The sequence below is a fragment of the Ruegeria sp. BK1 genome, from assembly GCF_056535645.1.
Window position 1 is genome coordinate 429,959 of sequence record NZ_JBQFIS010000003.1, and the last position, 21,854, is coordinate 451,812.

At 57.7% G+C, this 21,854-nt stretch carries 21 protein-coding genes and 1 pseudogene; 8 read left to right on the forward strand and 14 right to left on the reverse strand.

Features of this window, described 5'->3' with window-relative positions; genetic code table 11:
* From ACR3E7_RS22835 to ACR3E7_RS22845, 3 genes are all read right to left on the reverse strand, one after another.
* Window positions 1-702 (reverse strand): response regulator transcription factor, encoded by a 702-nt coding sequence (locus ACR3E7_RS22835; RefSeq protein ID WP_170785802.1) that lies wholly within the window; start codon window positions 700-702, stop codon window positions 1-3.
* The gene (locus ACR3E7_RS22840) at window positions 702-2,567 is read right to left on the reverse strand and encodes a PAS-domain containing protein (protein ID WP_480503722.1); all 1,866 of its coding nucleotides are present in this window, start codon (window positions 2,565-2,567) and stop codon (window positions 702-704) included. The genes ACR3E7_RS22835 and ACR3E7_RS22840 overlap by 1 nt, the downstream gene beginning before the upstream one ends.
* A gap of 112 nt (window positions 2,568-2,679) precedes the next feature.
* The gene (locus tag ACR3E7_RS22845) at window positions 2,680-4,155 is read right to left on the reverse strand and encodes a sulfatase-like hydrolase/transferase (protein WP_480503827.1); all 1,476 of its coding nucleotides are present in this window, start codon (window positions 4,153-4,155) and stop codon (window positions 2,680-2,682) included.
* On the opposite strand from ACR3E7_RS22845, the gene ACR3E7_RS22850 reads away from it, so the two are divergent.
* From ACR3E7_RS22850 to ACR3E7_RS22870, 5 genes are all read left to right on the forward strand, one after another.
* Complete coding sequence (locus tag ACR3E7_RS22850; RefSeq protein WP_480503831.1) at window positions 4,075-4,272, forward strand: hypothetical protein; 198 nt, start codon at window positions 4,075-4,077, stop codon at window positions 4,270-4,272. The two genes, ACR3E7_RS22845 and ACR3E7_RS22850, sit on opposite strands and share 81 nt — an antisense overlap.
* A gap of 129 nt (window positions 4,273-4,401) precedes the next feature.
* Window positions 4,402-5,526: an ABC transporter permease gene (locus tag ACR3E7_RS22855; RefSeq protein WP_170785795.1), complete on the forward strand. Its 1,125-nt coding sequence runs from the start codon at window positions 4,402-4,404 to the stop codon at window positions 5,524-5,526.
* A 1-nt stretch (window position 5,527) separates the two neighbouring features.
* The gene (locus ACR3E7_RS22860; RefSeq protein WP_480503720.1) at window positions 5,528-6,343 is read left to right on the forward strand and encodes an ABC transporter ATP-binding protein; all 816 of its coding nucleotides are present in this window, start codon (window positions 5,528-5,530) and stop codon (window positions 6,341-6,343) included.
* 5 nt (window positions 6,344-6,348) lie between these two features.
* On the forward strand, window positions 6,349-7,665 hold the full coding sequence (locus ACR3E7_RS22865) for an MlaD family protein (protein ID WP_170789940.1): 1,317 nt from the start codon (window positions 6,349-6,351) through the stop codon (window positions 7,663-7,665).
* Window positions 7,662-8,312, forward strand: coding sequence for an ABC-type transport auxiliary lipoprotein family protein (locus ACR3E7_RS22870; RefSeq protein ID WP_170785788.1), 651 nt, complete (start codon window positions 7,662-7,664; stop codon window positions 8,310-8,312). Before ACR3E7_RS22865 ends, ACR3E7_RS22870 begins: the two co-directional genes overlap by 4 nt.
* On the opposite strand, the gene ACR3E7_RS22875 is transcribed toward ACR3E7_RS22870, so the two are convergent.
* From ACR3E7_RS22875 to ACR3E7_RS22885, 3 genes are all read right to left on the reverse strand, one after another.
* A complete protein-coding gene (locus tag ACR3E7_RS22875) occupies window positions 8,309-10,225 on the reverse strand; it encodes a vWA domain-containing protein (RefSeq protein ID WP_480503719.1) in 1,917 nt (638 codons plus the stop codon). The two genes, ACR3E7_RS22870 and ACR3E7_RS22875, sit on opposite strands and share 4 nt — an antisense overlap.
* Window positions 10,222-10,761 (reverse strand): RNA polymerase sigma factor, encoded by a 540-nt coding sequence (locus ACR3E7_RS22880; protein WP_170773347.1) that lies wholly within the window; start codon window positions 10,759-10,761, stop codon window positions 10,222-10,224. Before ACR3E7_RS22880 ends, ACR3E7_RS22875 begins: the two co-directional genes overlap by 4 nt.
* 61 nt (window positions 10,762-10,822) lie before the next feature.
* Window positions 10,823-12,403 (reverse strand): FMN-binding glutamate synthase family protein, encoded by a 1,581-nt coding sequence (locus tag ACR3E7_RS22885; RefSeq protein ID WP_480503718.1) that lies wholly within the window; start codon window positions 12,401-12,403, stop codon window positions 10,823-10,825.
* A gap of 176 nt (window positions 12,404-12,579) precedes the next feature.
* Here ACR3E7_RS22885 and ACR3E7_RS22890 point away from each other — a divergent pair, with 176 nt between their 5' ends.
* Together ACR3E7_RS22890 and ACR3E7_RS22895 are read left to right on the forward strand one after the other, a co-directional pair.
* Window positions 12,580-12,984 carry a fluoride efflux transporter FluC gene (locus ACR3E7_RS22890; protein WP_331252561.1) on the forward strand — a complete coding sequence of 135 codons (405 nt, stop codon included), beginning with the start codon at window positions 12,580-12,582 and terminating at the stop codon, window positions 12,982-12,984.
* Window positions 12,981-13,343 carry a fluoride efflux transporter FluC gene (locus ACR3E7_RS22895; protein WP_480503716.1) on the forward strand — a complete coding sequence of 121 codons (363 nt, stop codon included), beginning with the start codon at window positions 12,981-12,983 and terminating at the stop codon, window positions 13,341-13,343. Before ACR3E7_RS22890 ends, ACR3E7_RS22895 begins: the two co-directional genes overlap by 4 nt.
* A 20-nt stretch (window positions 13,344-13,363) precedes the next feature.
* On the opposite strand, the gene ACR3E7_RS22900 is transcribed toward ACR3E7_RS22895, so the two are convergent.
* The 8 genes from ACR3E7_RS22900 to queC all read right to left on the reverse strand — a co-directional run bounded on the left by ACR3E7_RS22900 (window position 13,364) and on the right by queC (window position 19,696).
* A complete protein-coding gene (locus ACR3E7_RS22900; RefSeq protein ID WP_237217442.1) occupies window positions 13,364-13,690 on the reverse strand; it encodes a cytochrome o ubiquinol oxidase subunit IV in 327 nt (108 codons plus the stop codon).
* Entirely contained in the window at window positions 13,683-14,315 is a 633-nt protein-coding gene (locus ACR3E7_RS22905; protein WP_170789937.1) for a cytochrome c oxidase subunit 3, read from the reverse strand. Before ACR3E7_RS22905 ends, ACR3E7_RS22900 begins: the two co-directional genes overlap by 8 nt.
* Window positions 14,239-16,401, reverse strand: coding sequence for a cbb3-type cytochrome c oxidase subunit I (locus ACR3E7_RS22910; RefSeq protein WP_480719561.1), 2,163 nt, complete (start codon window positions 16,399-16,401; stop codon window positions 14,239-14,241). The genes ACR3E7_RS22905 and ACR3E7_RS22910 overlap by 77 nt, the downstream gene beginning before the upstream one ends.
* Complete coding sequence (locus tag ACR3E7_RS22915) at window positions 16,398-17,318, reverse strand: cytochrome ubiquinol oxidase subunit II (protein ID WP_480503713.1); 921 nt, start codon at window positions 17,316-17,318, stop codon at window positions 16,398-16,400. Before ACR3E7_RS22915 ends, ACR3E7_RS22910 begins: the two co-directional genes overlap by 4 nt.
* 134 nt (window positions 17,319-17,452) lie before the next feature.
* A complete protein-coding gene (gene queF, locus ACR3E7_RS22920) occupies window positions 17,453-17,914 on the reverse strand; it encodes a preQ(1) synthase (protein ID WP_480503712.1) in 462 nt (153 codons plus the stop codon).
* Window positions 17,915-17,934: 20 nt separating this feature from the next.
* Complete coding sequence (gene queE / locus ACR3E7_RS22925) at window positions 17,935-18,645, reverse strand: 7-carboxy-7-deazaguanine synthase QueE (protein ID WP_480503711.1); 711 nt, start codon at window positions 18,643-18,645, stop codon at window positions 17,935-17,937.
* Window positions 18,642-18,995: a 6-carboxytetrahydropterin synthase QueD gene (gene queD / locus ACR3E7_RS22930; protein WP_170773332.1), complete on the reverse strand. Its 354-nt coding sequence runs from the start codon at window positions 18,993-18,995 to the stop codon at window positions 18,642-18,644. Before queD ends, queE begins: the two co-directional genes overlap by 4 nt.
* Window positions 18,995-19,696 (reverse strand): 7-cyano-7-deazaguanine synthase QueC, encoded by a 702-nt coding sequence (gene queC, locus ACR3E7_RS22935; RefSeq protein ID WP_480503709.1) that lies wholly within the window; start codon window positions 19,694-19,696, stop codon window positions 18,995-18,997. The genes queD and queC overlap by 1 nt, the downstream gene beginning before the upstream one ends.
* A gap of 579 nt (window positions 19,697-20,275) precedes the next feature.
* Here queC and ACR3E7_RS22940 point away from each other — a divergent pair.
* A pseudogene (locus tag ACR3E7_RS22940) lies at window positions 20,276-21,854 on the forward strand (peptide ABC transporter substrate-binding protein).

A 21,854-nucleotide genomic window follows, 5' to 3' on the forward strand; every position in this document is an offset into this window, starting at 1 on the left:
TCAGGCCCACTCAACATCCCCCAGAAAAATATAGCCTGCGCCATAAATCGTCTTGATCAGACGCGGATTTTTAGGGTCTTCACCCAGCTTCGTCCGCAGCCGAGATATGCGCACATCCATGGCCCTGTCAAAACTGTCACCGGCTCCCCCACCCAGCGCCTCTTGCATCTGAGCGCGGCTGATCAAGCGTTTAGGACTTTCAAGAAACAGTCGTAGAACTTCGCCTTCCGCATGGCTGAACGAAGTTTCTGCACCATCCTCGTTCTCAAGGATGTAGCGATCGAAATAAGCCGACCAGCCGTTAAAGCGGGCCGTATCCGACTGCACGGCCTGTACCCGCGGCGATCGCAATCGGGCGCGGATACGCGCAACAACTTCGGCAGGATCAAAGGGTTTGGTGATATAGTCATCGGCCCCCAATTCAAGCCCTGTGACGCGGTCCTGAACTTGCGCTCGGCCGGAAATGATGATGACTGCCGCGCCTTGCTCCAACGCCAACCGGTGCACCAGCGCCAAGCCGTCCGTGTCGGGCAGAGACAGATCCACAAGGCAGACATCGGGTGTGGCGCGTTTTAGCGACGCCTCGAATTCGCGGGCTCGGGCGAAGCTTTGAGTCCGGAACCCGGCATCTTCCAGGGCATCGGTCAGGATGCGGCGGATTTCAGGTTCGTCATCGACGATGGTGACCAATGGCTGTGTCATCAAGCGACCTCGGATCGGAGAAGGGCGGAAAGTTGTGCCCGCGTAAAGGGTTTGCGCAGAACAGGGGCGCGCGTCAGAGCTTCGCGGTGTAACGGGTCGGAATATGGCAGGGATGTCATCAGGATTGTTGGTAAACGTGACCGCATCCGTGTCAGCAAGTCCAAACCGGTTGCATCCCCTTCAAGCCGAATATCTGACAAAACCAACGCGATGTCGTTCAGGTCACTGGTCAAAGCCAGCGCTTCATCGGCAGAGGTGGCTTCGATTACAGTGAACCCCAGATCAATCAGCATATCGCGAAAGTTCTGGCGCAAGGCATCGCTATCTTCGACCAACAAGACCAACCCTTCCTGCACCGGCGGCGCGGGACGATAGGGCAGGCGCAGGACGACGGATGCACCGGACGGCGTGTTGCGCAGGCTCAGATCGCCGCCTGCCAGTTTCACCGTGTCATAGACCATTGGCAGCCCCAGGCCCGATCCTTTGTCGCCCTTGGTGGTAAAGAACGGGTTCAGCGCCTTGTCCAGCGCCTCGGGCGAGAAACCGGGGCCTGTATCGGACACCGCAATTTCGATCCAGATCGTCCCGATCGTATGTGCGCTGATCGTCACCTGCCCCGAGCCGCCACAGGCATCGCGCGCATTCAGAACCAAGTTCAACAATGCGTCCTGCACCATGCCCGGATCCAGCATCAGCGCCTCATCGGGCAAAGTATTCACCACCGAAAGACCCACGCCGCGTGGCAGGGAGGGTGAGGCAAGGATACGCAAATCCTCTAATAAACCTCGCATATCGGTTGCCTTGGGCTGCGGAGTTCTGCTGCCGGTCATGTCAGCGATCCGGTTTAGAAGCTGGCCGCCCCGGCGCGCCGTCTGTTGCGTAGCAGCCACAAGTTCTCGGGCGCTTTCGGGCAGATCCATCTTTTGCAACCGCGACTGTATGCCCAGAATGATCGTCAACAGGTTCGAGAAATCATGCGCCAGCCCGCTGGTCATCTGCGCGGCCATCGCCCGACGACGTGTTTGTTGCAGCGCGACTCTGGCCTGCGTTTCTTCGGTTATGTCCACCGACATGACATAGACGCCTCCTTCGCCATCTGGCGTGAACGAGACCCGAATGCGACGAGAATCCTGATCCTCGTTAAACTCAAAAACCGAAGGTTCTCCGCCATAGGCATTTTGCAAATGCGCTTCGACCCGGAGATATGTGGCCGATCCCAACGCTTGCGAAATATGCATCCCAAGTATATCGGACGGCCGGCCAGGCAGTACGGTGCTCAGACGGCGGTTCGAGTAGTCATAGCGTCCCTCAGAATCCAGATGCGCGATATGGGCTGGCATCATTTCTGTCGTCATCCGGGTACGGGCTTCGATCTCGGTCAACTGTCGCTTGGCTTCCTCTAGCGCCGAGATCGTCGCAGCCAGTTTCCGGTTTGTTGCTGTCAATTCTTCGGCCCGGTCCAGAAGTTGTTCGGACAATTCCTCGGATCGGGCACGCAACAGGGCCTCAGCCTGTTTGGTGTTGGTTATGTCGGTATAAACGGCGACCCAGCCACCTTTAGGAAGCGGTGCCCCCTCTACCGAGATCACCTGCCCATTGGCCCGCACGCGTTCCATATAGTGGGGTTCGAAAGCAAGTGCCTGTTGGACACGCTGTTCAACGATTGTATCGACATCGGCTACGTCGCCATATTCGCCAAGTTCGGCAAGATATCGGATCGTGTCATGAAAGAACGCGCCTGGCTGGACCAAGCGATCCGGCAAATCGAACATTTCCTGAAACGGACGATTACTGACGACCATCCGCAACTGGCTGTCATAGATCGACAGCCCCTGACCAATCAGGTTTAGGCCTGCGGTCGTCATGGCCTTTATGTTCTTGTCAGTTAAGTCCAAACCCGTCCTCCCCGACATATGCGTAGCACCGGATCTTTCACAGGTGTAGAGGGCACAGGCGCGACATTCGCGCCGGTGCGCGTCAATAGCGGGTTTGCACCTTCGGTCCATCCGAGGTGATGGAGTGCAAGGACAGCGTATGATCCGTATTGCGCATCCGGTGACGTAGCATCTGCCGCCCCAAACGGGCCAGATCGATCGCAAATGCGGGGTCGTTGGCTACGTTTTGCATTTCACCGGACTGTTGGTGATCGAATAGAATGGGCGGCAGGTCGGCGGCAAATTCGACCAAAGTAAACCGCGCGTCGCGCAAGATGGACAGGTTCGAGTCGCTATGGCCGGTTCCAAGCCGCTGTTGCCATAGAGTTTTTGCTTGCGGATCTCCGAAATCCAGTTCGCTGTAGGTATAATTGCGCCAATCTTCGGGCGCGTCCCCCGTCAGCAAGGGCAGCAATGACCGTCCGTCCATCGCATTGGGCGGCGTCCGGCCAACCCAGTCGAGGATGGTGGGCGCGATATCAATGGACTCGGTCGGAACGGTCACAACCTGACCGGCCTGTGCCTGATTGCCCGGCACCCGAATGATCAGTGGCGTATGATAGGCGGCGTCAAACACCGTCATTTTGCCCCAGCTATGATGATCGCCCAGCATCTCGCCATGGTCTGCGGTCACTACGATAAGCGTCTGCTCATACTGGCCACTGTCTTTCAAAAACTGGATAACTCGCCCAATATGGTGATCGACCTCTGTGGTCAGGCCCAGATAGACGGACCGCAATGTCTGAATATTCTGATCACTCGGTTCGACTTCATCGAACCCCAACACAACGTCACCTGCGCTATGGCGATCTATGGTCGGCTCAAAGAACGGGTGCATGGCGCGATCTTTCGCCTCGTCTGCGTGCCGGATCGGCAAAGGCAACGCGGCGGGATCATACATGTCGTTATAGGGCGACGGGGCCACCAGCGGCGGATGCGGCCGGATATAGGTCAAATGCGCAAACCAGCCCTGACCAACCATCGGCGCCATATGGTTCAGGAAGCTGTCCGTCAGAAAGGCTGTGTCGCTGTCCTCGGCCCGATAAGGTGCGGGATCGTTCAGCCTTGGCGCGCCACCGTCGGGTGCGGTTGGCTTGTGAATATCCCAATAGTCCTGAAACGCATAGCCCTTTTGCATCAGATGGGCGCGCCAAGGATAGGACTCCTCCAACCGCATCTCCAGCACTTCATCAAAACCAGGCATCGGATGCTCATAAGATTTGAGGATCGGGTCTGACGCATCATAGGCCCTTGGGTCCGCCGAAGTATCGGTATAGCCGAACAACATCGGGCGATACCCCGCCTTTCGCATTTCCGATGCGATGCTGGGCGTGTCATGCCGCAGGGGCGTTCCGTTGCGCACAGACCGGTGGTTCATCGCATATTGCCCAGTCAGGATAGATGCCCGCGACGGCCCACAGGGATTGGTGACTGAAAAATGGCGGTCAAAGCGGACGGCATCAGCTATCAACGCCCTGAGATTCGGCAGCTCGATACAATCCGCCAGAGCGCCGCTCAGACAATCTGCCCGAAGCTGATCAATGACAATGAAAAGGACATTCCCCGACTGCGGCATGTCAATTCTCTCAAACCCGAATTTAACCTGCGGCCACACTGTCCTGAACAGGTGAATTGAGCAATAGGTATAGACCATGCGCAATCAGGCTTTGGGGCTTGTCGCATTCACGACATGATGCAGGGACAAAATTGCTTCTTCCCAAAAAATTACATTGCAGCCCCACACAGTTTTACATCACATACAGCCATGACGCGACCTAGCCTGAATTCGGAAACAAGCGCCGACGGCGTTTACCTTCGGGTGTCCGGAGACTTGCTGACTCAGACACTCAGTAGCGTCGAACAGAGCTTTGCTGCGTATAAGCCTGACGATAGCAATCTGATCATTGATCTGTCTGGAATCCAGGCGCTGGACACCAGTGGGGCTTGGGTGGTTGCCGACCTTGCGCATAGGGCGAAACTGGCCGGAGCCGAGGTGCGGTTTCAAGGGGCGTTGCCCGCGTATTCCGACCTGATCGAGACGGTCACACGCAACATCCCCGAGGATCCGGAATCAGAAGACACTAGTCGCAGTTTCGCAGATTGGATCGAAAGTCTGGGCAAGCGGACTGCAGGAGGGTGGAAAGACACGCTGTCGATGCTGGAATTCCTTGGGATGACCCTGCACCGGTTGATGCGCACCCTAATGATGCCTCGACGACTGCGCGGTGCCGCGCTTGTGTCGCAAATGGAGGAAACCGGCTTTCGCGCCATTCCAATAGTCGCGCTGATGGGCTTTCTGATCGGGGTGGTTCTGGCGTTTCAGGGCGCAACCCAGCTGAAGCAATTCGGAGCCGAGATCTTCGTGGTCGAGTTGATCTCGATCTCGGTCCTTCGGGAACTGGGCATTTTGCTCACGGCCATCATCGTGGCCGGCCGCTCTGGCTCGGCCTTTACGGCCTCGATCGGGTCGATGAAAGTGCAAGAAGAGATTGACGCGATGAGGACCCTCGGCCTGGATCCGATCGAAGTTCTGGTCATACCCCGCGTCATGGCATTGCTGGTCATGCTGCCCATTCTGGGGTTCATTGCCAATATGGCGGCCCTGATCGGCGGCGGATTGATGAGCTGGATTGATCTGGGCGTCAGCCCCGGCATGTTCGCCACGCGTCTGAAAGAAAACACCGGCATCTGGCAATTTGCCATCGGCATGATCAAGGCCCCTTTCTTTGCGCTTGTGATCGGGGTGATTGCCTGCTGGCAGGCGTTACAGGTCAAGGGCTCGGCCCAAAGCGTTGGGCAGCGTACAACGGCGTCTGTGGTTCAATCCATTTTTATGGTGATCGCGTTGGACGCCTTGTTTTCCATCTTCTTTTCGGTGATGGGTGTCTGACATGGACGGGACTTTGCCGCAGCACAGCCAAAAGACGGACACACAGCGCGAAGCTGTTATCCGCGTGCGCAACCTGACCAACCAATTCGGCCCTCAGATCGTGCATCAAAATCTGGATTTAGATGTCTGGCGTGGTGAAGTTCTGGGCATCGTTGGCGGATCAGGCACCGGGAAATCCGTTCTGCTGCGCACGATCGTCGGGCTAAACAAACCGGCCGCTGGCAGTATCGAGGTTTTGGGCGTCGATGTTGTGAACGGCCCCGAACAGGAACGCCGCCGGATTGAACAGCGCTGGGGCGTTGCGTTTCAGGATGGCGCGCTGTTTTCCTCTCTGACCGTGTTGCAAAACATCATGGCGCCGCTTCGCGAACACACGGGCCTTAGTGAAAGTCTGATGTGCGCATTAGGAAACCTCAAGATCAGCCTTGTCGGCCTGCCACAATTTAGCTGCAGCAAGTTTCCGTCCGAATTGTCCGGAGGGATGCGTAAACGCGCCGCCCTTGCACGTGCGCTGGCGCTGGACCCCGAGATTGTCTTTCTGGACGAACCCACCGCCGGTTTGGACCCGATCGGGGCCGCCGCCTATGACGATCTGATCGGCGAGTTGCAACACGCGCTTGGGCTGACCGTTTTCATGGTAACTCATGATCTGGACAGCCTTTATGCCATCTGTGACCGGATTGCCGTACTTGCAGAAAAACGCGTCCTGGTTGAAGGTCCGATTGAAGAAATGACCAAAGTCGATCATCCTTGGGTGCAAGAATATTTCACCGGCCCAAGGGCACGCGCGGCACAAGAAAAAGGGCTAGGCAGGTAAAGGCAATGGAGACCCGAGCAAATTATATCCTGATCGGTGCCTTCACGCTTGCGGGCATTCTTGGTGCGTTCGGGTTCTTCCTTTGGCTCGCCAAATTCGAAATCTCGCGCCAATACGCGTATTATGAGGTGCTGTTCGACAATGTCTCGGGCCTCTCCGCCGCCGGTGGGGTCAGCTATAACGGGTTGCCCGTCGGACAGGTCATTTCGCTGGAGCTGGATGAGGACGATCCTTCGAAAGTACGAGTCCGTCTTGAGGTGGACGCGGAAATCCCGGTGACATCCGAAACTATTGCGCAATTGCAATCACTTGGGGTGACCGGCGTTAGTTTCGTGGAACTGACCGGTGGATCGTCAACCGCAGAACGCCTACCGCAGAACAGCCTGATCCAAAGCAAACGCAGCGCCATTCAGTCCCTCTTCGAAGGCGCGCCTTTGTTGATGGAGAAAGCCATCACCCTGCTTGAAGACATCAACGAGGTTGTAGACGATAAAAACCGGCAGGCCGTGTCCGATATTCTGGCCAACGTCGCCTCGGCCACCGGGCGGCTAGACAAGACTCTGTCAGATTTCGAATCCCTCTCGGCCGATCTGGGCGGCGCTGCCCGAGAGATTTCGGACTTCTCCAAACGCCTGGATCAGCTCGCCGATACGGCCGAGACCACTCTGACCACCGGAACCGACACACTGAATAGCGTCAAGACGGCCTCTGAATCCGCTGCCGCCGCGCTGGATAGCGCCAAGACGACTTTTGAGACCGCAGACCAGGTTATCCAGCAGGATCTGAGGCCGTTTATTGACCGCGCCTCATCTCTGGCAGAAAATCTGTCCGGCCTGTCAGATGAAGGCAGCGTGGCGCTTGCGACTGCCACGGAAACCTTCCTGAATGCCAACGAAACACTGGGCTCTATCACCGGTGCAATGGACACCGCAAAAGGCACGCTGACATCTGCCGAGAGCGCCTTTGATTCAGCCAATCGCGTGATCAACGAAGACGTGGGCGCTGTCATGGCCGACATCCGCAACGCCGCCAATCAGGTAGCAACCACTGTCACTAGCGTCACCGACAGGCTGGACGAGATTTCCAAGGATATCCTCAGCGCGTCGGAATCGGCCTCGAACCTGTTGGGAACGATTGACGGAATCGTCCAGGAAAATCGTCGTCAGATTTCGGATTTCATGCGCGTTGGCCTGCCCCAATTCACCCGGTTCATCGAACAATCCCAACGATTGGTGGTCACTTTGGATCGGCTGGTCGATAAGGTTGAACGTGACCCAGCGCGGTTTCTGCTGGGCACTCAAGCATCGGAGTTTCGCCAATGATCAGGTTTCTTCCTTTCGTTCTGGCGGCAGTGGTTCTTGCTGGATGCACCGGGCTGGGTACGTTGCAACAGGCGTCAAAGCCCAACGACCTGTATCTGCTGACGCCTAAAAGCACGTTTTCATCGTCGCTGCCACGCGTACAGAAACAGATCGTTGTAGAAGAGCCGACCGCAACGGCGGCGGTCAATACGGATCAGATTGCGATCCAGCCTTCGCATCTGCAAGTACAGTACCTGTCCCGCGCGCGTTGGGTCGACCGAGCTCCCCTGATCGTGCAGGCGCTAATGGTTGAAAGCTATGAAAACAGCGGCAAAGTGGCCGCGGTTGGACGGTCCACTGTTGGCCTTCGAGCAGATTATGTCATCGTCCCCGATCTGCGCGAGTTTCAGGGCATAGTCGTCAGCGGCACCGATGGCGAGTCGACCGTTCGCATAGAAGTGCGCATGAACATCAAGATAATCGACGAGTTCGAAGACAAGATCATAGCGTCGGGTTCGTTTCAAGAAGCCGTGATTGCCGAAAGTGAACAAACCCCGGATCTGGTCAACGCTTTCGATATCGCCCTGGGCAAAACCATGCGCGACGCGGTCGAGTGGAGCGTTCGAAGAATACACACACACTCGACCAATAACCCAAGGTCGTTCTAATCGGCCAAGGCCTGGGCCAGGCGCATCAACATGATTGCCTCGGCCCTGTATCCAAACGGATCGTCCCCCCGTGCCGCCGTGGCCATATCGATGGCTTGCGGATAAGACCAATTGCCCAGATATTCATCGCCCCGCAGCGCCTGGGCGTATCCCGCAATCGCGTGGGAAAACGCGACATCGTCCGTCACAACGCCCTGGTCGAAACGAATAGGGTTTTCGATCAACTGGCTGCGGTCCGATCCGGGTTGCTTGTAGCGCAATTTGAAATATCCGATCTCCTCGTCCGTATCCGCGACCACCTGAGACGCGCCATAGCGCAAGGGACCATTGCGGATCGCGTCGGAGCCGACAGGTGTGACTTCGTAAATCGCAGTCACACTGTGCCCTGCCCCGATATCGCCTGCATCGATTGCATCATTGTCAAAGTCCTGACGCCGAAGTGCCCGCGTCTCATAGCCAATCAAGCGATATTCGGCGATTTGCGCGGGGTTGAACTCGACCTGAATTTTGACGTCGTTGGCAATCGGAAACAGCACGCCGGTCAATTGATCGACCAGCACTTTACGCGCCTCGCCCAACGTGTCGATATAGGCCGCCTGCCCGTTCCCGTTCTGCGCTAAGGCCTGCATCGTGGCATCATCCAGTTTGCCGCGTCCAAAGCCCAAAACGCTCAGATAAGTTCCGCTGTCGCGTTTCCGAGCGATGAAGTCCTTCAAAGCCTCCGGATCCGACAGCCCCACATTGAAATCACCGTCTGTTGCAAGAATGACCCGCGTCACCTCGCCATCCGACGCAACCTCCTCGGCCACCTGATAGGCCTGTTGCAACCCGGCTTGTCCGGCGGTCCCGCCTCCAGCCTCGAGCTTATCCAGCGCCGCCAAAATCTGACTCCGCTCGGTGGCCGGGGTCGGTTCCAGCACCTGCCCTGTATTGCCCGCATAGGTCACGATTGAGACCTGATCTTGAGGCCCAAGTTCCGACAGCAATAGCCGGAAAGACTGTTTAAGAAGCGGCAGCTTGTTTGCATCCTGCATCGAGCCTGAACTGTCGATCAAAAACACAAGATTCAGGGGCGGACGTTCGGCAATCTGGGGCAGCGCGCCCTGAATACCGATATGCACAAGCTGCGTTCCCGCGTTCCAAGGCGTCGGGCTGACCGTGATCGTCGGACGAAACGGGGCCTCACCATCGGGTGCCGGATAGGCGTAGGGGAAGTAATTCACCATCTCTTCCACCCGCACCGCGTCTTTCGGCGGCATCTGACCATTCAACAACGAGGACCGGACAATTGCATAGGATGCCGTGTCCACGTCGATCGAGAAGGTCGAAACTGGGTCCTCGGCCGTGACTTTCAGTGGATTGCTATCGGCGTTTGCGAAGGCTTCTGTGTTCGGAGTTGATGCGACTACGACGTCGGGTGCAGCCGGGGCGATCCGGGCAACCTCGGCGACATTATCTCGACCGAGGCGAACCGTCGGCTCGCTGTTTGCACCTTCCGCGCGCTTGCTCAGCGCCTGCGGGGCAGCGGCGATAGCGTCGGCAAATTTTTCCTCGGCTTGTGGCAACGGCTGAGGGATAGTTGCCGGTTCAACAACCCGGCTTTCGATCTGGTCCGTCACGCGCAGCGGGCCAGTTTGCATCTGCGGGACAATAAGCACCAATGCGATAGCCCCAAGGGCTGTTGTAGCGGTCAAAACACCACGGGAAGTCAGGGAATTCAGCATGAAAATCGCTCCTTCTGTCAGGCGGGCTACTGGGCCACGCTTGACAGTGGGACGTGCGCCGACGCGAGATCCTTGGGCACGCGCAAAAGATTTTCGTGCCCGGTCCAGATTATTCGCCCGGCGTGCGCTGTCGGGGGCGGGTGTTGCCGCATCCATCAGCGATTTGAGATGGTCAAGATCGTCGGTCATTGGTCCAATTCCTCTTGCCGCATGGCCCGCAAGCGCTTTCGGATGTCCGACATACGCCACGAGACCGTCCCTTCAGACACGCCCAGAACCTCAGCCGCCTGCGCGTGGGTCATCTCTTCCTCAAGGGTCAGGGCAAGCGTCTCCTGCAAATCCTGCGGCAGGCTGCGCATTGCCCTTTGCAACCAATCCACGGCCTCGGCGGCCTCGGTCGCTTCGGCCCGGCGCATCTGTTCGACGTCGCCCCACCCTGCTGCGGCGCGACTGTGAGAAGTGGCGCGGCGACGCGCATCCTCGGCTGCATTGACCACCACACGATAAAGCCATGTGGTGAACTTGGCCCGCGCCTGAAAGGCCTGAACCTTCAAAGGAAGCGCCGCGCAGATATCCTGCGTCAGGTCCTCAGCCTGATCCGCCCGCCCGGTCAGCCGGAAACACAGCCGGAAAATCCGGTCATAGTGGCGCCGCAAAAGAGAAGCGAACGCGTCCGCGTCGCCTTTTGCCGCCGCCCGGGCCAGATCCTCATCCGATGTTTCCATACGCATCACGATGAGTAAGACGGATGGAAAAGGTCAATCCTTGGCGCGCGCGTGAAAAAAATCAGAAATGCTGGGCCGAGGCGATTTTCCAATCGGCTGCGAACTCATCCGGGACGGCATCGCCCAGGAACGCGCCCTCTTCCACGATATCGTACAGTTCTGCGTAAGAGTGCTCTCGCTCATCCGCTGTACGACGCCGGATATCCGAGGGGTTAAGTTCGGACACTTTCTCTTTGCCCATGGCCCCCAGAATTTCGCGGAAACTTTCCAGCGTGGCGTCGTGATAGCGATGAACCCGCTGGCGTTTTTGCGGTACGTTCACCGCACGTCCCCGGATCGGATCCTGCGTGGCGACGCCGGATGGGCAGCGGTTGGTGTTGCAATGCAGCGCTTGAATACAGCCAATGGCAAACATCATCGCCCTTGCCGCGTTACACATATCCGCACCAAGCGCGAATTTCTCGATCATGTCATAACCGGTGGCCACTTTGCCCGAACAAATCACCCGGATCTTGTCGCGCAACCCTGCGCCACGCAGGCAATTGTTCACAAAGATCAATGCCTCGTTCAGAGGCATGCCCAGACGGTTGGTGAACTCGACCGGAGCAGCGCCAGTGCCCCCTTCGGACCCGTCAATAGTGATGAAATCCGGCAGAATGCCTGTCTCAAGCATCGCTTTGCAGATTGCCATGAATTCCGACGGGCGACCGATGCATAGCTTGAAGCCAACCGGCTTACCACCCGACATCTCACGCAGATGCTGAACGAACTGCATCAATCCGGTCGGACCCTCAAAGGCGGAGTGCGTGGGGGGCGAAATGACGTCCTGGTGCACCGGAACGCCACGAATTTCAGCAATCTCCTCATCAACCTTGGCGGCAGGCAACACCCCCCCATGCGAGGGCTTGGCCCCCTGCGACAGTTTGATCTCAATTGCCTTTACAACGTCCTTTTTGGCCTTTTCGGCGAATTTGTCCTTGTCGAACCCGCCATCCGCTGAGCGGCATCCAAAATAGCCGGTTCCGATCTGCCAGATGATATCCCCACCCTCGGCCAGATGATGCGGAGACAAACCGCCCTCGCCAGTGTTATGAGCAAATCCTCCATCCTTGGCACCGCCGTTCAGAGCCCTGATCGCATTTGCACTAAGCGCGCCAAAGCTCATCGCCGACACGTTCAGGCGCGAAGCATTGTAAGGCTGGGAGCATTGCGGACCGCCAAGCAAAACGCGCTCTTCGCTTTCGTCCACATGTTTGGGGGCGAGTGAGTGATTGGTGCGGTGATAACCCACGGAATTGATATCGTACTGCGTCCCAAAAGCCTGCGTGTCCACCTGACCTTTCGCGCGGGAATAGACCAACCCGCGAACAATTCGGTTATAGGGGCGGCCACTTTCGTTCGTTTCTACGAAATACTGGCGGATTTCGGGGCTGACAAACTCCAGCATATAGCGAAAATGCCCAAGCACCGGGTAATTGTTCAGAACATTGTGCTTCGTCGTCAGTATGTCGTACAGACCGATCACTGCGTAGGGGATCAGCAAGATCAACAGCCAATGGATCGGAGACCAGACAAACCCAAGGATCAGGGTCAGCGGCAGGCAAACACAGCTTAGAAAGTAATAGAGTCGGCGGACTATCATTGGGGCTCTCCTGAACTGGCCTGCGTTACATCGGAAGTTGGGCAATTCGATCTTTTGTTGCAAGCGTTTATGCCATTTGTCACCTGTTCCAGCGGATTCGTGATAGTGGCGGTCGATGGTTGATCCGTCCCCAGCCAGTGGGTATGCCGAAAGGCACAAAGAACTGGGCAGGGTCTGTGACTGATAGCAAACTTCAACCCAACATTGGGCGCATGTTCCTTGCCGTTTTTGTCGGCGGCGCGGCAGGTTCGCTGCTGCGTGAAGGGTTGTCGGTCCCGCTGCCCAGTATCTTGGCCGTAACGACGACCTTCGGGATCAATGTTCTTGCCTGTTTCGTTCTAGGCTGGCTCTATTCCATCCGGCACCGGGTTCATGCGCATGTATTGCATCTGGGAGCTGTGGGGTTTTGCGGCGGGCTGTCCACCTTTTCCTCTTTCGTGGCCGATCTGGCCGCGATCGCCTCAACTAGCCCATGGGGCGCGGTCTATGCTGCCACGTCCGAGATTGTCTTTGGCCTTGCCGCAGCCCTGTTGGGTGAGGCAGTCGGGCGGCGCGTTCACGGCGTGAAGGGGGCCAGATGACCGAAGCCTATCTGCACGCCATCTTTGGCCTCGGCGGAGGGTTGGGAGCGGTTCTGCGCCATTGGATCGCCTTGTGGCTGCGGCACAATCTGCCGATTGCAACGCTGTTTGTGAACGTGCTGGGCAGCCTGTTGCTGGGGCTTTGGATAGGGGTTCTCGGCGGGCCAGTCGAGATGGGGGAGGAGGCGCGGCGACTGGTATTCGGATTCTGCGGCGGCTTCACCACGTTTTCTAGCTTTGCCTATCAAACGCTGGACCTGAAACGAGAACGCACCCTTGTGTTGGCCGCTGGCAACATCGCGTTCAGCCTTGCCCTGTGCTGGGGGGCGGTAGTACTGGGAATGTGGCTGACGCAGTGACTGATCGCAGCCCCGGCAAGCTACATCGGATAGGTATGCATCCGCACCGACAGATTGCCCATGATCCAGACCGTGCCCACGATGATGATCAACAGGACAAGCGTTGAAAACAGCACGAGGTCCAAATCCTCGCGGCTGCTGCGGCGGCGATCAATATGCAGGAAATACACCAGTTGCACGATCAGTTGGGCCAGGCCCAACAGACCAATCGTCAGGTAGACGCCCGTGGTTTTAATGCCGAACACATAGGCAATGATGAAAACGATCAGCGTCAGCACCAATGAACCGCCGTAACCGACAACATAGCGTCTGCGTTCGCGCCGGTGCATCTCGGTGAGGTTATCCATAGGTCAGCCCTCCGAAGTAGACGATAGTGATGATGCCGATCCAGATCAGGTCGAGAAAGTGCCAGAACAGCGCCAGACGCACAACGCGGGACATCAGCACATCAGTCAGGCCAAAGACGCGCAGCTGTATGCCCAGCACGACCAACCACAGACACCCCGCCGCAACATGCAGCCCGTGTAGCGGGACTAACCCGTAGAATGCCGACAGGAAGCCGCTGCGCTGGGGTACTCCGCCCTTCTCTGCCATGGCCATAAAGTCGCGCAGTTCCAGCACCAGAAAGCTGAGGCCAAGGACCAGCGTTATCCCGAACCACATCACGATGCGGGATCGGGGCAGGTTGTATTTCAGCGCCAGCATTGCCAGCCCGACCGTCAGGCTGCTGGTCAGCAGGATCAGCGTCTGGGCGAAAATACTGGTCAGATCGAACAGCTCATGCGGACCGGGGCCACCGGCCTGCGCGTCGATCATGGTGATGTAGATGGCGAACATCAGGCCGAAATAAACCAGATCGCTCATCAGAAAGACCCAGAACCCGAACGAGACGACCTCACTGGCCTTGTCCGCGCCGGGGTGGCGGCGACCAAGATTCAGGCCCGGATAGCTGTGAGTGGGCGCGCGTTTCATGTCGCCACCTCCAGATCGGGGCGAGCGAGACCGCGGTTTTCCGACGCATATTCGTGATCGCGGTCAACGGGGTCGCTGCGCGGACCGGATCCAGCCAGGCCTCGTGTTCCTTGCGCACCTGTTCGGCTGAGATAACTTCTTCGGTATCGGTTCTGAACGTCCAGGCGATGAAGGACACGAGCATCAGAACGGTAGTCAGCGCCGCCAGCCACCAGATCCACCAGACAAGTGCGAACATCCACACCCCGCTGAGCACGCAGAGGATGAAACCGATGCTTGTGTTGCGCGGCAGCAGGATATCCTCGTAGGCATCCGGCGTTGGATAGGCCGCGCCGCGCTCTTTCGCTTCGGCAAAGTCGTCACGGTCTGTCACCTGCGGGATAACGGCGAAATTATAGGGCGGCGGCGGGGCCGGGATGGACCATTCCAACGTGCGCGCGTCCCATGGGTCCCCGACAGGAACGCGTGTGGTTTCACGCTGTTTGATACTGACCCACAACTGCGCGACAACCGACAGAAGTGCGGCAAGAATGACCAGCGAGCCCAGTGCAGCCACGATCATATAAGGATGAAAGCTGGGGTCTTCCCAACTGAACGACCGGCGCGGCATCCCCATCAGCCCCACGAAATAAAGCGGCAGGAAGGTCAGCATGAACCCGACCGTCCACAGGACCACCGAGATCCGGCCCCATGTTTCGTTCAGGCGAAATCCGAAGGCCTTGGGGAACCAATAGTTATACCCGGCCAACAGCCCGAACAGCACCCCCGGCAGTAGCACATTGTGGAAATGCGCCACCAAGAACAGAGTATTGTGCACCTGATAGTCGATGGTCGGATTGGCAAGAATGACACCCGACAGCCCTCCGATCACAAAGAGCATCAGGAAGGCCAAACCGTAAAGCATCGGCACCGAAAACCGGATGCGCCCGCGAAACAGCGTTGCCGTCCAGTCATAGACTTTCACACCGGTCGGGATGGCAATCAGCATCGTGGCGATCCCGAAAACCGCATTGATCAGCGCGCTTTGCCCCATGGTGAAAAAATGGTGCAGCCAGACGGTAAAGGACAGTATCGCAATCGACATGGTCGCAATAACCAGCGAGTTGTAACCGTAAAGCCGTTTGGCCGAAAAGGTGGCGAAAATCTCGGAATAGATCCCGTAGGCGGGCAGAACCAACAAGTAGACCTCGGGGTGGCCGAACAGCCAGAACAGATTGGCGTAGTTCATCATGTTGCCGCCAAGGTCATTGGTGAAAAAGTGGAAATCCAGATACCGGTCAGCCGCCAACATCAAGGCGGCCACACCCAAAGGCGGCATTGCAAAGATGATCAGGATCGAGCTGCAAATGATCGTCCAGCAATACATCGGCAGCCGCATGAAGGTCATACCCGGCGCCCGCAGCTTGTAGATCGTCACCGCAAAGTTGATTCCTGTCAGGGTGGTGCCGATCCCCGATACGACAATCGCCCAAATCCAGTAATCCGGCCCGACCCCTGGGTTGAACGCGGCGCCGGTATAGGGCGGATAGGCCGTCCACCCTCCGGTCGAGAACGCGCCCACCACCAGCGAAACCATCAACATCATCCCGGCAGAAACCGTCAGGCCCAAGCCGATCTGGTTCATGACCGGAAAGGCAACATCACGCGCGCCGATCATCAGGGGGATCAGAAAGTTCGCGACCCCAAATACAAAGGGCACCGCCACAAAGAACACCATGATCGTGCCATGGGTGCTGAAAAGCTCGGCGAAATGTTCGGCTTCAAGGAACCCGTCCCCAGGCCCCGCAGCCTGCTGGGCGCGCATAACGACGCCTTCCAGCACCCCACGCGCCAGCATGACGATCGCAAAGACGATGTACATGATACCGATTTTCTTGTGATCCGCACTGGTCAGCCAATCACGCCACAAGGGCCCCCACAGGCGGAACCATGTCAGCAGCCCTACAACGGCAACCACCCCGACCAGAACAACGGCGGCGGCGGCATTGGCCACGATCTCATTGGCGTTTGGCGTCTGGATCAGACCTACGATCGGGAACGCATCCCAGCTTAACCGCCCGATCAGCCCTCCTGCTTCCGACGTCATTGCGCACCCTCCTGCCCATAGGTTGCAGTTCCGGGTTGCTGATCTGTCGGTAGCGGTTGCCCACCGTGATATCGGTGCAGGATCGAGTGGAACAAATCCCCCTCCTCAATCGTGAAATACAGCGCGTTGAGCGGCATGAGCGGCGTACCCAACGCGGCCTGTACCTCATCGCGATCGGTGCGCATGGCCAATGTTTGATAGGTCTCATCGGTCAGCGGAATGCCATGGGTGCGGACGCTGTTGACCCAGGCCTCAAAATCGCCCGGTTGCATCGCTTGCGTCACGAATTTCTGCTTGGTGAACCCACGGCCGTTATATTGGGTGTTTTCGCCCTGCATGGTCCGGGGGGTGTCGGCCACCAGATGCAATTTGGTTGTCATGCCGGGCATCGCGTAAATCTGCCCTGCCAGCGCCGGGATCATGAAGGATTGCATGACCGTATCGGTCGTCAAGGTCAGGGCCACCTGCTGGTTCACGGGTATGCCGAACTCTCCCACGCTGGCGATGCCATGATCGGGGTAGATGAACAGCCATTTCCAGTCGAGCCCCACAACCTGCACGTTCAGGGCGGGTTGGTCTCCAAACGGGGCGGCATAGGGATCAAGCCGATGCGTCGCTTTCCACAAGTAGAACGACAGGATGGCCACGATCAGTACCGGCACACCCCACATAGCAAATTCCAGAGGCCCCGAGAAATCCCATTTGGGTCGGTAAGTGGCAGAGGTGTCGGGGCGACGGCGATAGCGGTAGGCGATCAGGGGTACCAGCACCAACACCGGGATCACCGCAATCAGGATCAGAGCCGTTGCGCGCAGCAGATGGGTCTTCTGCACGGCCGCAATCGGCCCCTGCGGGTCCAGAAAACTGTCGCTGGCAAAAACGGATTGCGCGGACACAAGTGCAAGCACAACCAGCACGAGCACCCGCGACCAATTGAAATACCTCACACCCAAAAGCCCTTATACCGATATCTGGGTCAACTATCGGCAGAGTCACACGATTACTCAAGGCTTTTTCGGGTCGGATTTTCGCCCGACCCAAGCGAGCGGTGTCAGCCGCGCCCACGATAGGGCGGCACGCCCTGATCGGGAATCCAGACATGCTCGGGTATGGCCCCCGTCTGCCAGAAAACATCAATCGGAATACCGCCCCTCGGATACCAGTACCCGCCGATCCGCAGCCAGCGCGGGTCAAGAAAATCGACCAGACGGCGCGCGATGGACACGGTGCAATCTTCGTGAAACGCGCCGTGATTGCGGAACGAGCCCAGAAACAGCTTGAGCGACTTCGATTCCACCAACCATTCGCCGGGCACATAGTCGATCATCAGATGTGCAAAATCCGGCTGCCCCGTCATCGGGCACAGCGAGGTGAACTCGGGCGCGGTGAACCGCACGCAATAGTCGATATCGGCCTGCGGGTTTTGCACCCGTTCCAGCTCGGCGGTTTCGGGAGAGGTGGGCAGTTCGGTTTTGCCGCCCAATTGGGTCAGGTCGCTGTAGATGGTTTCCATTGTCTTCTCCTGATGGGGTTTTAGACCCCGCGTTTGTTGCCCCACAATAGGACATGCAGTTGCGGCAACACCCGAGGGGTGAACCAGCCATCTGCGGTGACTTTCTCGACCAGCCATAGCAGCCGATCCGACAGGGTTTGCGGATCGACGGGCTGCGTGGGGTCGACCGTCTCATTACCCGGCTGTAGATACAGTGGCAGCGCCGGATAGCGATCCGCCGCGGCACGGGCCCAAGCGTAGTCACGCTCATCAAAGATCACGATTTTCATCACCGTTTTGGGGCCGTTTCCAGCAGCCGTCAGACAGGCGTCGAACGCGACCCAATCCACCGACTCCCCGCTCGAGGGCGGTTTAGGGCTTAGGACCAGCGTATCCAGATCGCTGAACCACGGCTTTGCGATAGAACCTTGCGTCTCGCAGGCGAACCGATAGCCTTCGACCTTTCCCTTGGCGATCAGAGGGGCAAAATCCTGAATGGCAGGATTGCCACCCGACAGCGACACGGTCAAAGGCCGCCCGCCTGACAGGTCGCGCACTCGGCTCCAAACCGCATCCGTGGTCATCGCCGCCCAGTCATGACGATAGGCAGTATCAACCGCGTGTAGGCTGTCGCACCAGCTGCACCGGTAATCACATCCGCCGGTGCGCACGAATACAGTAGGTTCCCCGATCAGCGCGCCTTCGCCCTGAATCGTGGGGCCGAAAATCTCGGCAATGCGCAGGCGGGTCATGGGCGATACTCGGCCCATGTTTTAGGAGTTTCGCTGACCCGCACGGCAGCGGTTTCCGGCCAACGGGCAGCACACCAGTCATAGAAATGACGCGCCATATTCTCGGCCGTGGTCAGGATGTTCATCACATCGTTCAGATGGCGATGATCAAACGTCTCGTCGATATAGGTCTTGAGCGGCTTCAGCTCGCCATAATCGCGGACAAACCCGTCAGCGTTCAGGTCCTTGGCGGCCAGTTCGACCTCGACCACATAATTATGCCCGTGCATCCGCGCGCATTGGTGATCGTCGGGCAGATGGGTCAGTTGGTGCGAGGCAGAAAAGTGGAATTCCTTGGTGATCCGATACATCAGGCGCTTTCCTTCTGTGTCGTGGCTGCCACCCAGAAATCAGGGTCGTCATAGGTTGTAGGGTCAGGGATACCGGCCAGATGGAAGGCCTCTCGCCGCTCGACACAGGTACCGCAGCGCCCGCAATGGTTGTCTCCGCCTTTGTAGCAGGACCATGTTTGGGCAAAGGGGGTGTTCACACGCGCGCCCTCGGTCACGATATCGGCTTTGCTGCGATGCACGAACGGCGTGAACAGCGAGACGTCGGCATAGCCGTCCAGCGCCAGCTTCTGCATTGCCTCAAAGGCTTCGGTGAAGGCAGGGCGGCAATCGGGATAGATAAAGTGATCCCCGCCATGGACGGCGGTGGCAACAGCATCCGCCCCACATGCGGCCGCAGCACCGAATGCAACGGTCAGCATGATGGCGTTGCGGTTGGGCACCACGGTCACCTTCATGCTGTCTTCGGCATAGTGCCCGTCGGGCACATCCACATCATCGGTCAGGGCCGAACCGGTCAGCACCGCCCCAACTGGGCGCAGGTCGATAATGTCATGGGGCACGTCAAGGCGCTGCGCGCACAGCGCGGCATAGTCCAGCTCTTTGCGGTGGCGCTGGCCATAGTCGAAAGAGATCAGGCCCGCCAATTCGTGATTCTGCGCAACCATATGCGCCAAAGATACCGAATCCAGCCCGCCCGAGCAGATTACGATCGTTTTCATATTTTGAACCCTTGTTTTGATACCCGGGTAGGCTGCGACCGGGATGCGCCCTGTTATACTCTGTCGTGCGCGGTGCCAAGGCCCAAGCGCCTGATTGCCGGATCACAAGACGGACAGATGGATTCAGGAGCGATTCGCATTTTTGGATCAGGTGACGTGAGGGAAACACAAAGACTTCAGGTCAAGTCCAAGCCTCATGCTTCACGAAAGTGTCAAGAACACGTGAAGTTTCGCCATTTTATTGCCTGCGACCTCTCGGTTTCATTCACAATCCACCTAAGGTTGCCTAATTTGCAGGCAAAGGCTTTAACCTTTTTTGAAATAATGCCAACGTCTGCCCCAGTGAAAGGCGACTTTCGCAACAACATTCCTGACTGCAAACCGAAACCCAGTGACGCGGTGTTCATTGCGATCTGACAAAGCAAAATCTGAACCTGTTCCGGGCCGCTTTCTGGTCGGGCAATCAAGGTGGCAACGGGCCACCCTGATCGGCTGCGTGCGCCTTGCCTTCAAAAAACGGGAGTTAACAATATGAACAAGTATATTCGGACATCTCTAGCAGGCCTGCTGACCTCGACTATGATCACCGGCGCGGCTTTTGCCGCCGGAACCCACCCAACCACGGGCGAAGCGCTGGCCGATGACCAGACGTTCACCTATCGCATTCTGGACGAGCACAGCTCGGTCGATCCGCAGGTAGTTGAGGATGTTTCGGGCGCCGAGATCGTCCGCGATCTGTTCGAAGGTCTGATGAACCAGGACGAAGACGGTAATCTGGTGCCGGGTGTTGCCACCAGCTTCACCACCAATGATGCCAAGGACGTCTATACCTTCACCCTGCGCGACAATGCCAAGTGGTCCAATGGAGATCCGGTTACAGCTGGCGATTTCGTTTACGCCTGGAAACGTGCCGTTGATCCCGCGCTGTCCTCGCCCTATGCGTGGTACATGGAGCTGATGTCGATCGAGAACGCGTCTGAAATTATCGCAGGCGAAAAGCCGGTTGACGATCTGGCCGTCAAAGCCATCGACGACCACACGCTGGAAGTAAAGCTTAGCGCGCCGCTGTCCTATTTCCCGCAGATGACCACGCATGCGACCACCTTCCCTGCCCCGCAGAAAGTGATTGAGGAGTTCGGCGACGCCTGGACCAAGCCCGGCAACATCGTGTCGAACGGTGCTTATGTTCTGACCGAGCATCTGCCGCAGGAACGCTCGGTTCGCGAGCGCAACGAGATGTACTGGGACAACGACAACACGATTATCGAAAAAGTCGTGGCCTTGGTCATTAACGACGAAAACGTGGCCCTGACCCGCTATCTGGCCGGTGAACTGGACCGCACCGAAGTGCCCGCAGGCCAGTTCCCGCGCCTGCAAAAAGAGCACCCGGAAGAGGCGATCAGCTTCCCGCGTCTGTGCAACTATTATTACACGTTCAACCTGTCCGAAGGTGGTCCGGAAGCGTTCAAAGACCCGAATGTCCGTCAGGCCCTGTCGCTTGCTGTCGATCGTAAGATCATCACCGAGAACATCATGGCAGGCGGTCAGCCGCAGGCATATACTTTCGCACCCGAAGCAACCGCAGGCTTCACCGTTCCGGACGTCGAAATGGCGTCGATGTCGCAAGCCGAACGGGACGAACTGGCCAAAGAACTGCTGGCCGAGGCTGGTTATGGCGCAGACAATCCGCTGAGCTTCGAGATGGTCTACAACACGTCAGAAGCGCACAAGAAAGTTGCCGTGGCGCTGAGCCAGATGTGGAAACAGAAACTGGGCGTGAACGCCGAGCTGGCCAACATGGAATGGAAAGTGTTCCTGGAAGAGCGCGGCAACCAGAACTTCGATCTGGCCCGTGGCGCATGGTGTGGCGACTATAACGAAGCCTCGACCTTCTTGGACCTGTTGCAGTCCGATTCGGGCTATAACGACGGCAAGTACAACAACGCCAAAGTTGATGAACTGCTGGCCTCTGCCAAAACCGCAGACGATGCCGCGCCGCTTTATACCGAGGTCGAGCGTATCATCGCGCAAGAGACCCCGTCATCCCGATCTATCACTATGCTGGCGTCTATATGATGGACAGCGATGTGGGGAACTGGCCGGTCAATAACGTAGAGCAGAACTGGTACTCCAAAACCTCTACAAAACAGCCGAGTAA

What these genes read in the sequence shown, in the direction of transcription:
- ACR3E7_RS22835 (WP_170785802.1), bottom strand. Translation starts at nt 702, where the DNA reads ATGACACAGCCATTGGTCACCATCGTCGATGACGAACCTGAAATCCGC.
- ACR3E7_RS22840 (WP_480503722.1), bottom strand. Translation starts at nt 2,567, where the DNA reads ATGACGACCGCAGGCCTAAACCTGATTGGTCAGGGGCTGTCGATCTAT.
- ACR3E7_RS22850 (WP_480503831.1), top strand. Translation starts at nt 4,075, where the DNA reads ATGGCGGTCAAAGCGGACGGCATCAGCTATCAACGCCCTGAGATTCGG.
- ACR3E7_RS22855 (WP_170785795.1), top strand. Translation starts at nt 4,402, where the DNA reads ATGACGCGACCTAGCCTGAATTCGGAAACAAGCGCCGACGGCGTTTAC.
- ACR3E7_RS22860 (WP_480503720.1), top strand. Translation starts at nt 5,528, where the DNA reads ATGGACGGGACTTTGCCGCAGCACAGCCAAAAGACGGACACACAGCGC.
- ACR3E7_RS22865 (WP_170789940.1), top strand. Translation starts at nt 6,349, where the DNA reads ATGGAGACCCGAGCAAATTATATCCTGATCGGTGCCTTCACGCTTGCG.
- ACR3E7_RS22870 (WP_170785788.1), top strand. Translation starts at nt 7,662, where the DNA reads ATGATCAGGTTTCTTCCTTTCGTTCTGGCGGCAGTGGTTCTTGCTGGA.
- ACR3E7_RS22875 (WP_480503719.1), bottom strand. Translation starts at nt 10,225, where the DNA reads ATGACCGACGATCTTGACCATCTCAAATCGCTGATGGATGCGGCAACA.
- ACR3E7_RS22880 (WP_170773347.1), bottom strand. Translation starts at nt 10,761, where the DNA reads ATGGAAACATCGGATGAGGATCTGGCCCGGGCGGCGGCAAAAGGCGAC.
- ACR3E7_RS22885 (WP_480503718.1), bottom strand. Translation starts at nt 12,403, where the DNA reads ATGATAGTCCGCCGACTCTATTACTTTCTAAGCTGTGTTTGCCTGCCG.
- ACR3E7_RS22895 (WP_480503716.1), top strand. Translation starts at nt 12,981, where the DNA reads ATGACCGAAGCCTATCTGCACGCCATCTTTGGCCTCGGCGGAGGGTTG.
- ACR3E7_RS22900 (WP_237217442.1), bottom strand. Translation starts at nt 13,690, where the DNA reads ATGGATAACCTCACCGAGATGCACCGGCGCGAACGCAGACGCTATGTT.
- ACR3E7_RS22905 (WP_170789937.1), bottom strand. Translation starts at nt 14,315, where the DNA reads ATGAAACGCGCGCCCACTCACAGCTATCCGGGCCTGAATCTTGGTCGC.
- ACR3E7_RS22910 (WP_480719561.1), bottom strand. Translation starts at nt 16,401, where the DNA reads ATGACGTCGGAAGCAGGAGGGCTGATCGGGCGGTTAAGCTGGGATGCG.
- queF (WP_480503712.1), bottom strand. Translation starts at nt 17,914, where the DNA reads ATGGAAACCATCTACAGCGACCTGACCCAATTGGGCGGCAAAACCGAA.
- queE (WP_480503711.1), bottom strand. Translation starts at nt 18,645, where the DNA reads ATGACCCGCCTGCGCATTGCCGAGATTTTCGGCCCCACGATTCAGGGC.
- queD (WP_170773332.1), bottom strand. Translation starts at nt 18,995, where the DNA reads ATGTATCGGATCACCAAGGAATTCCACTTTTCTGCCTCGCACCAACTG.
- queC (WP_480503709.1), bottom strand. Translation starts at nt 19,696, where the DNA reads ATGAAAACGATCGTAATCTGCTCGGGCGGGCTGGATTCGGTATCTTTG.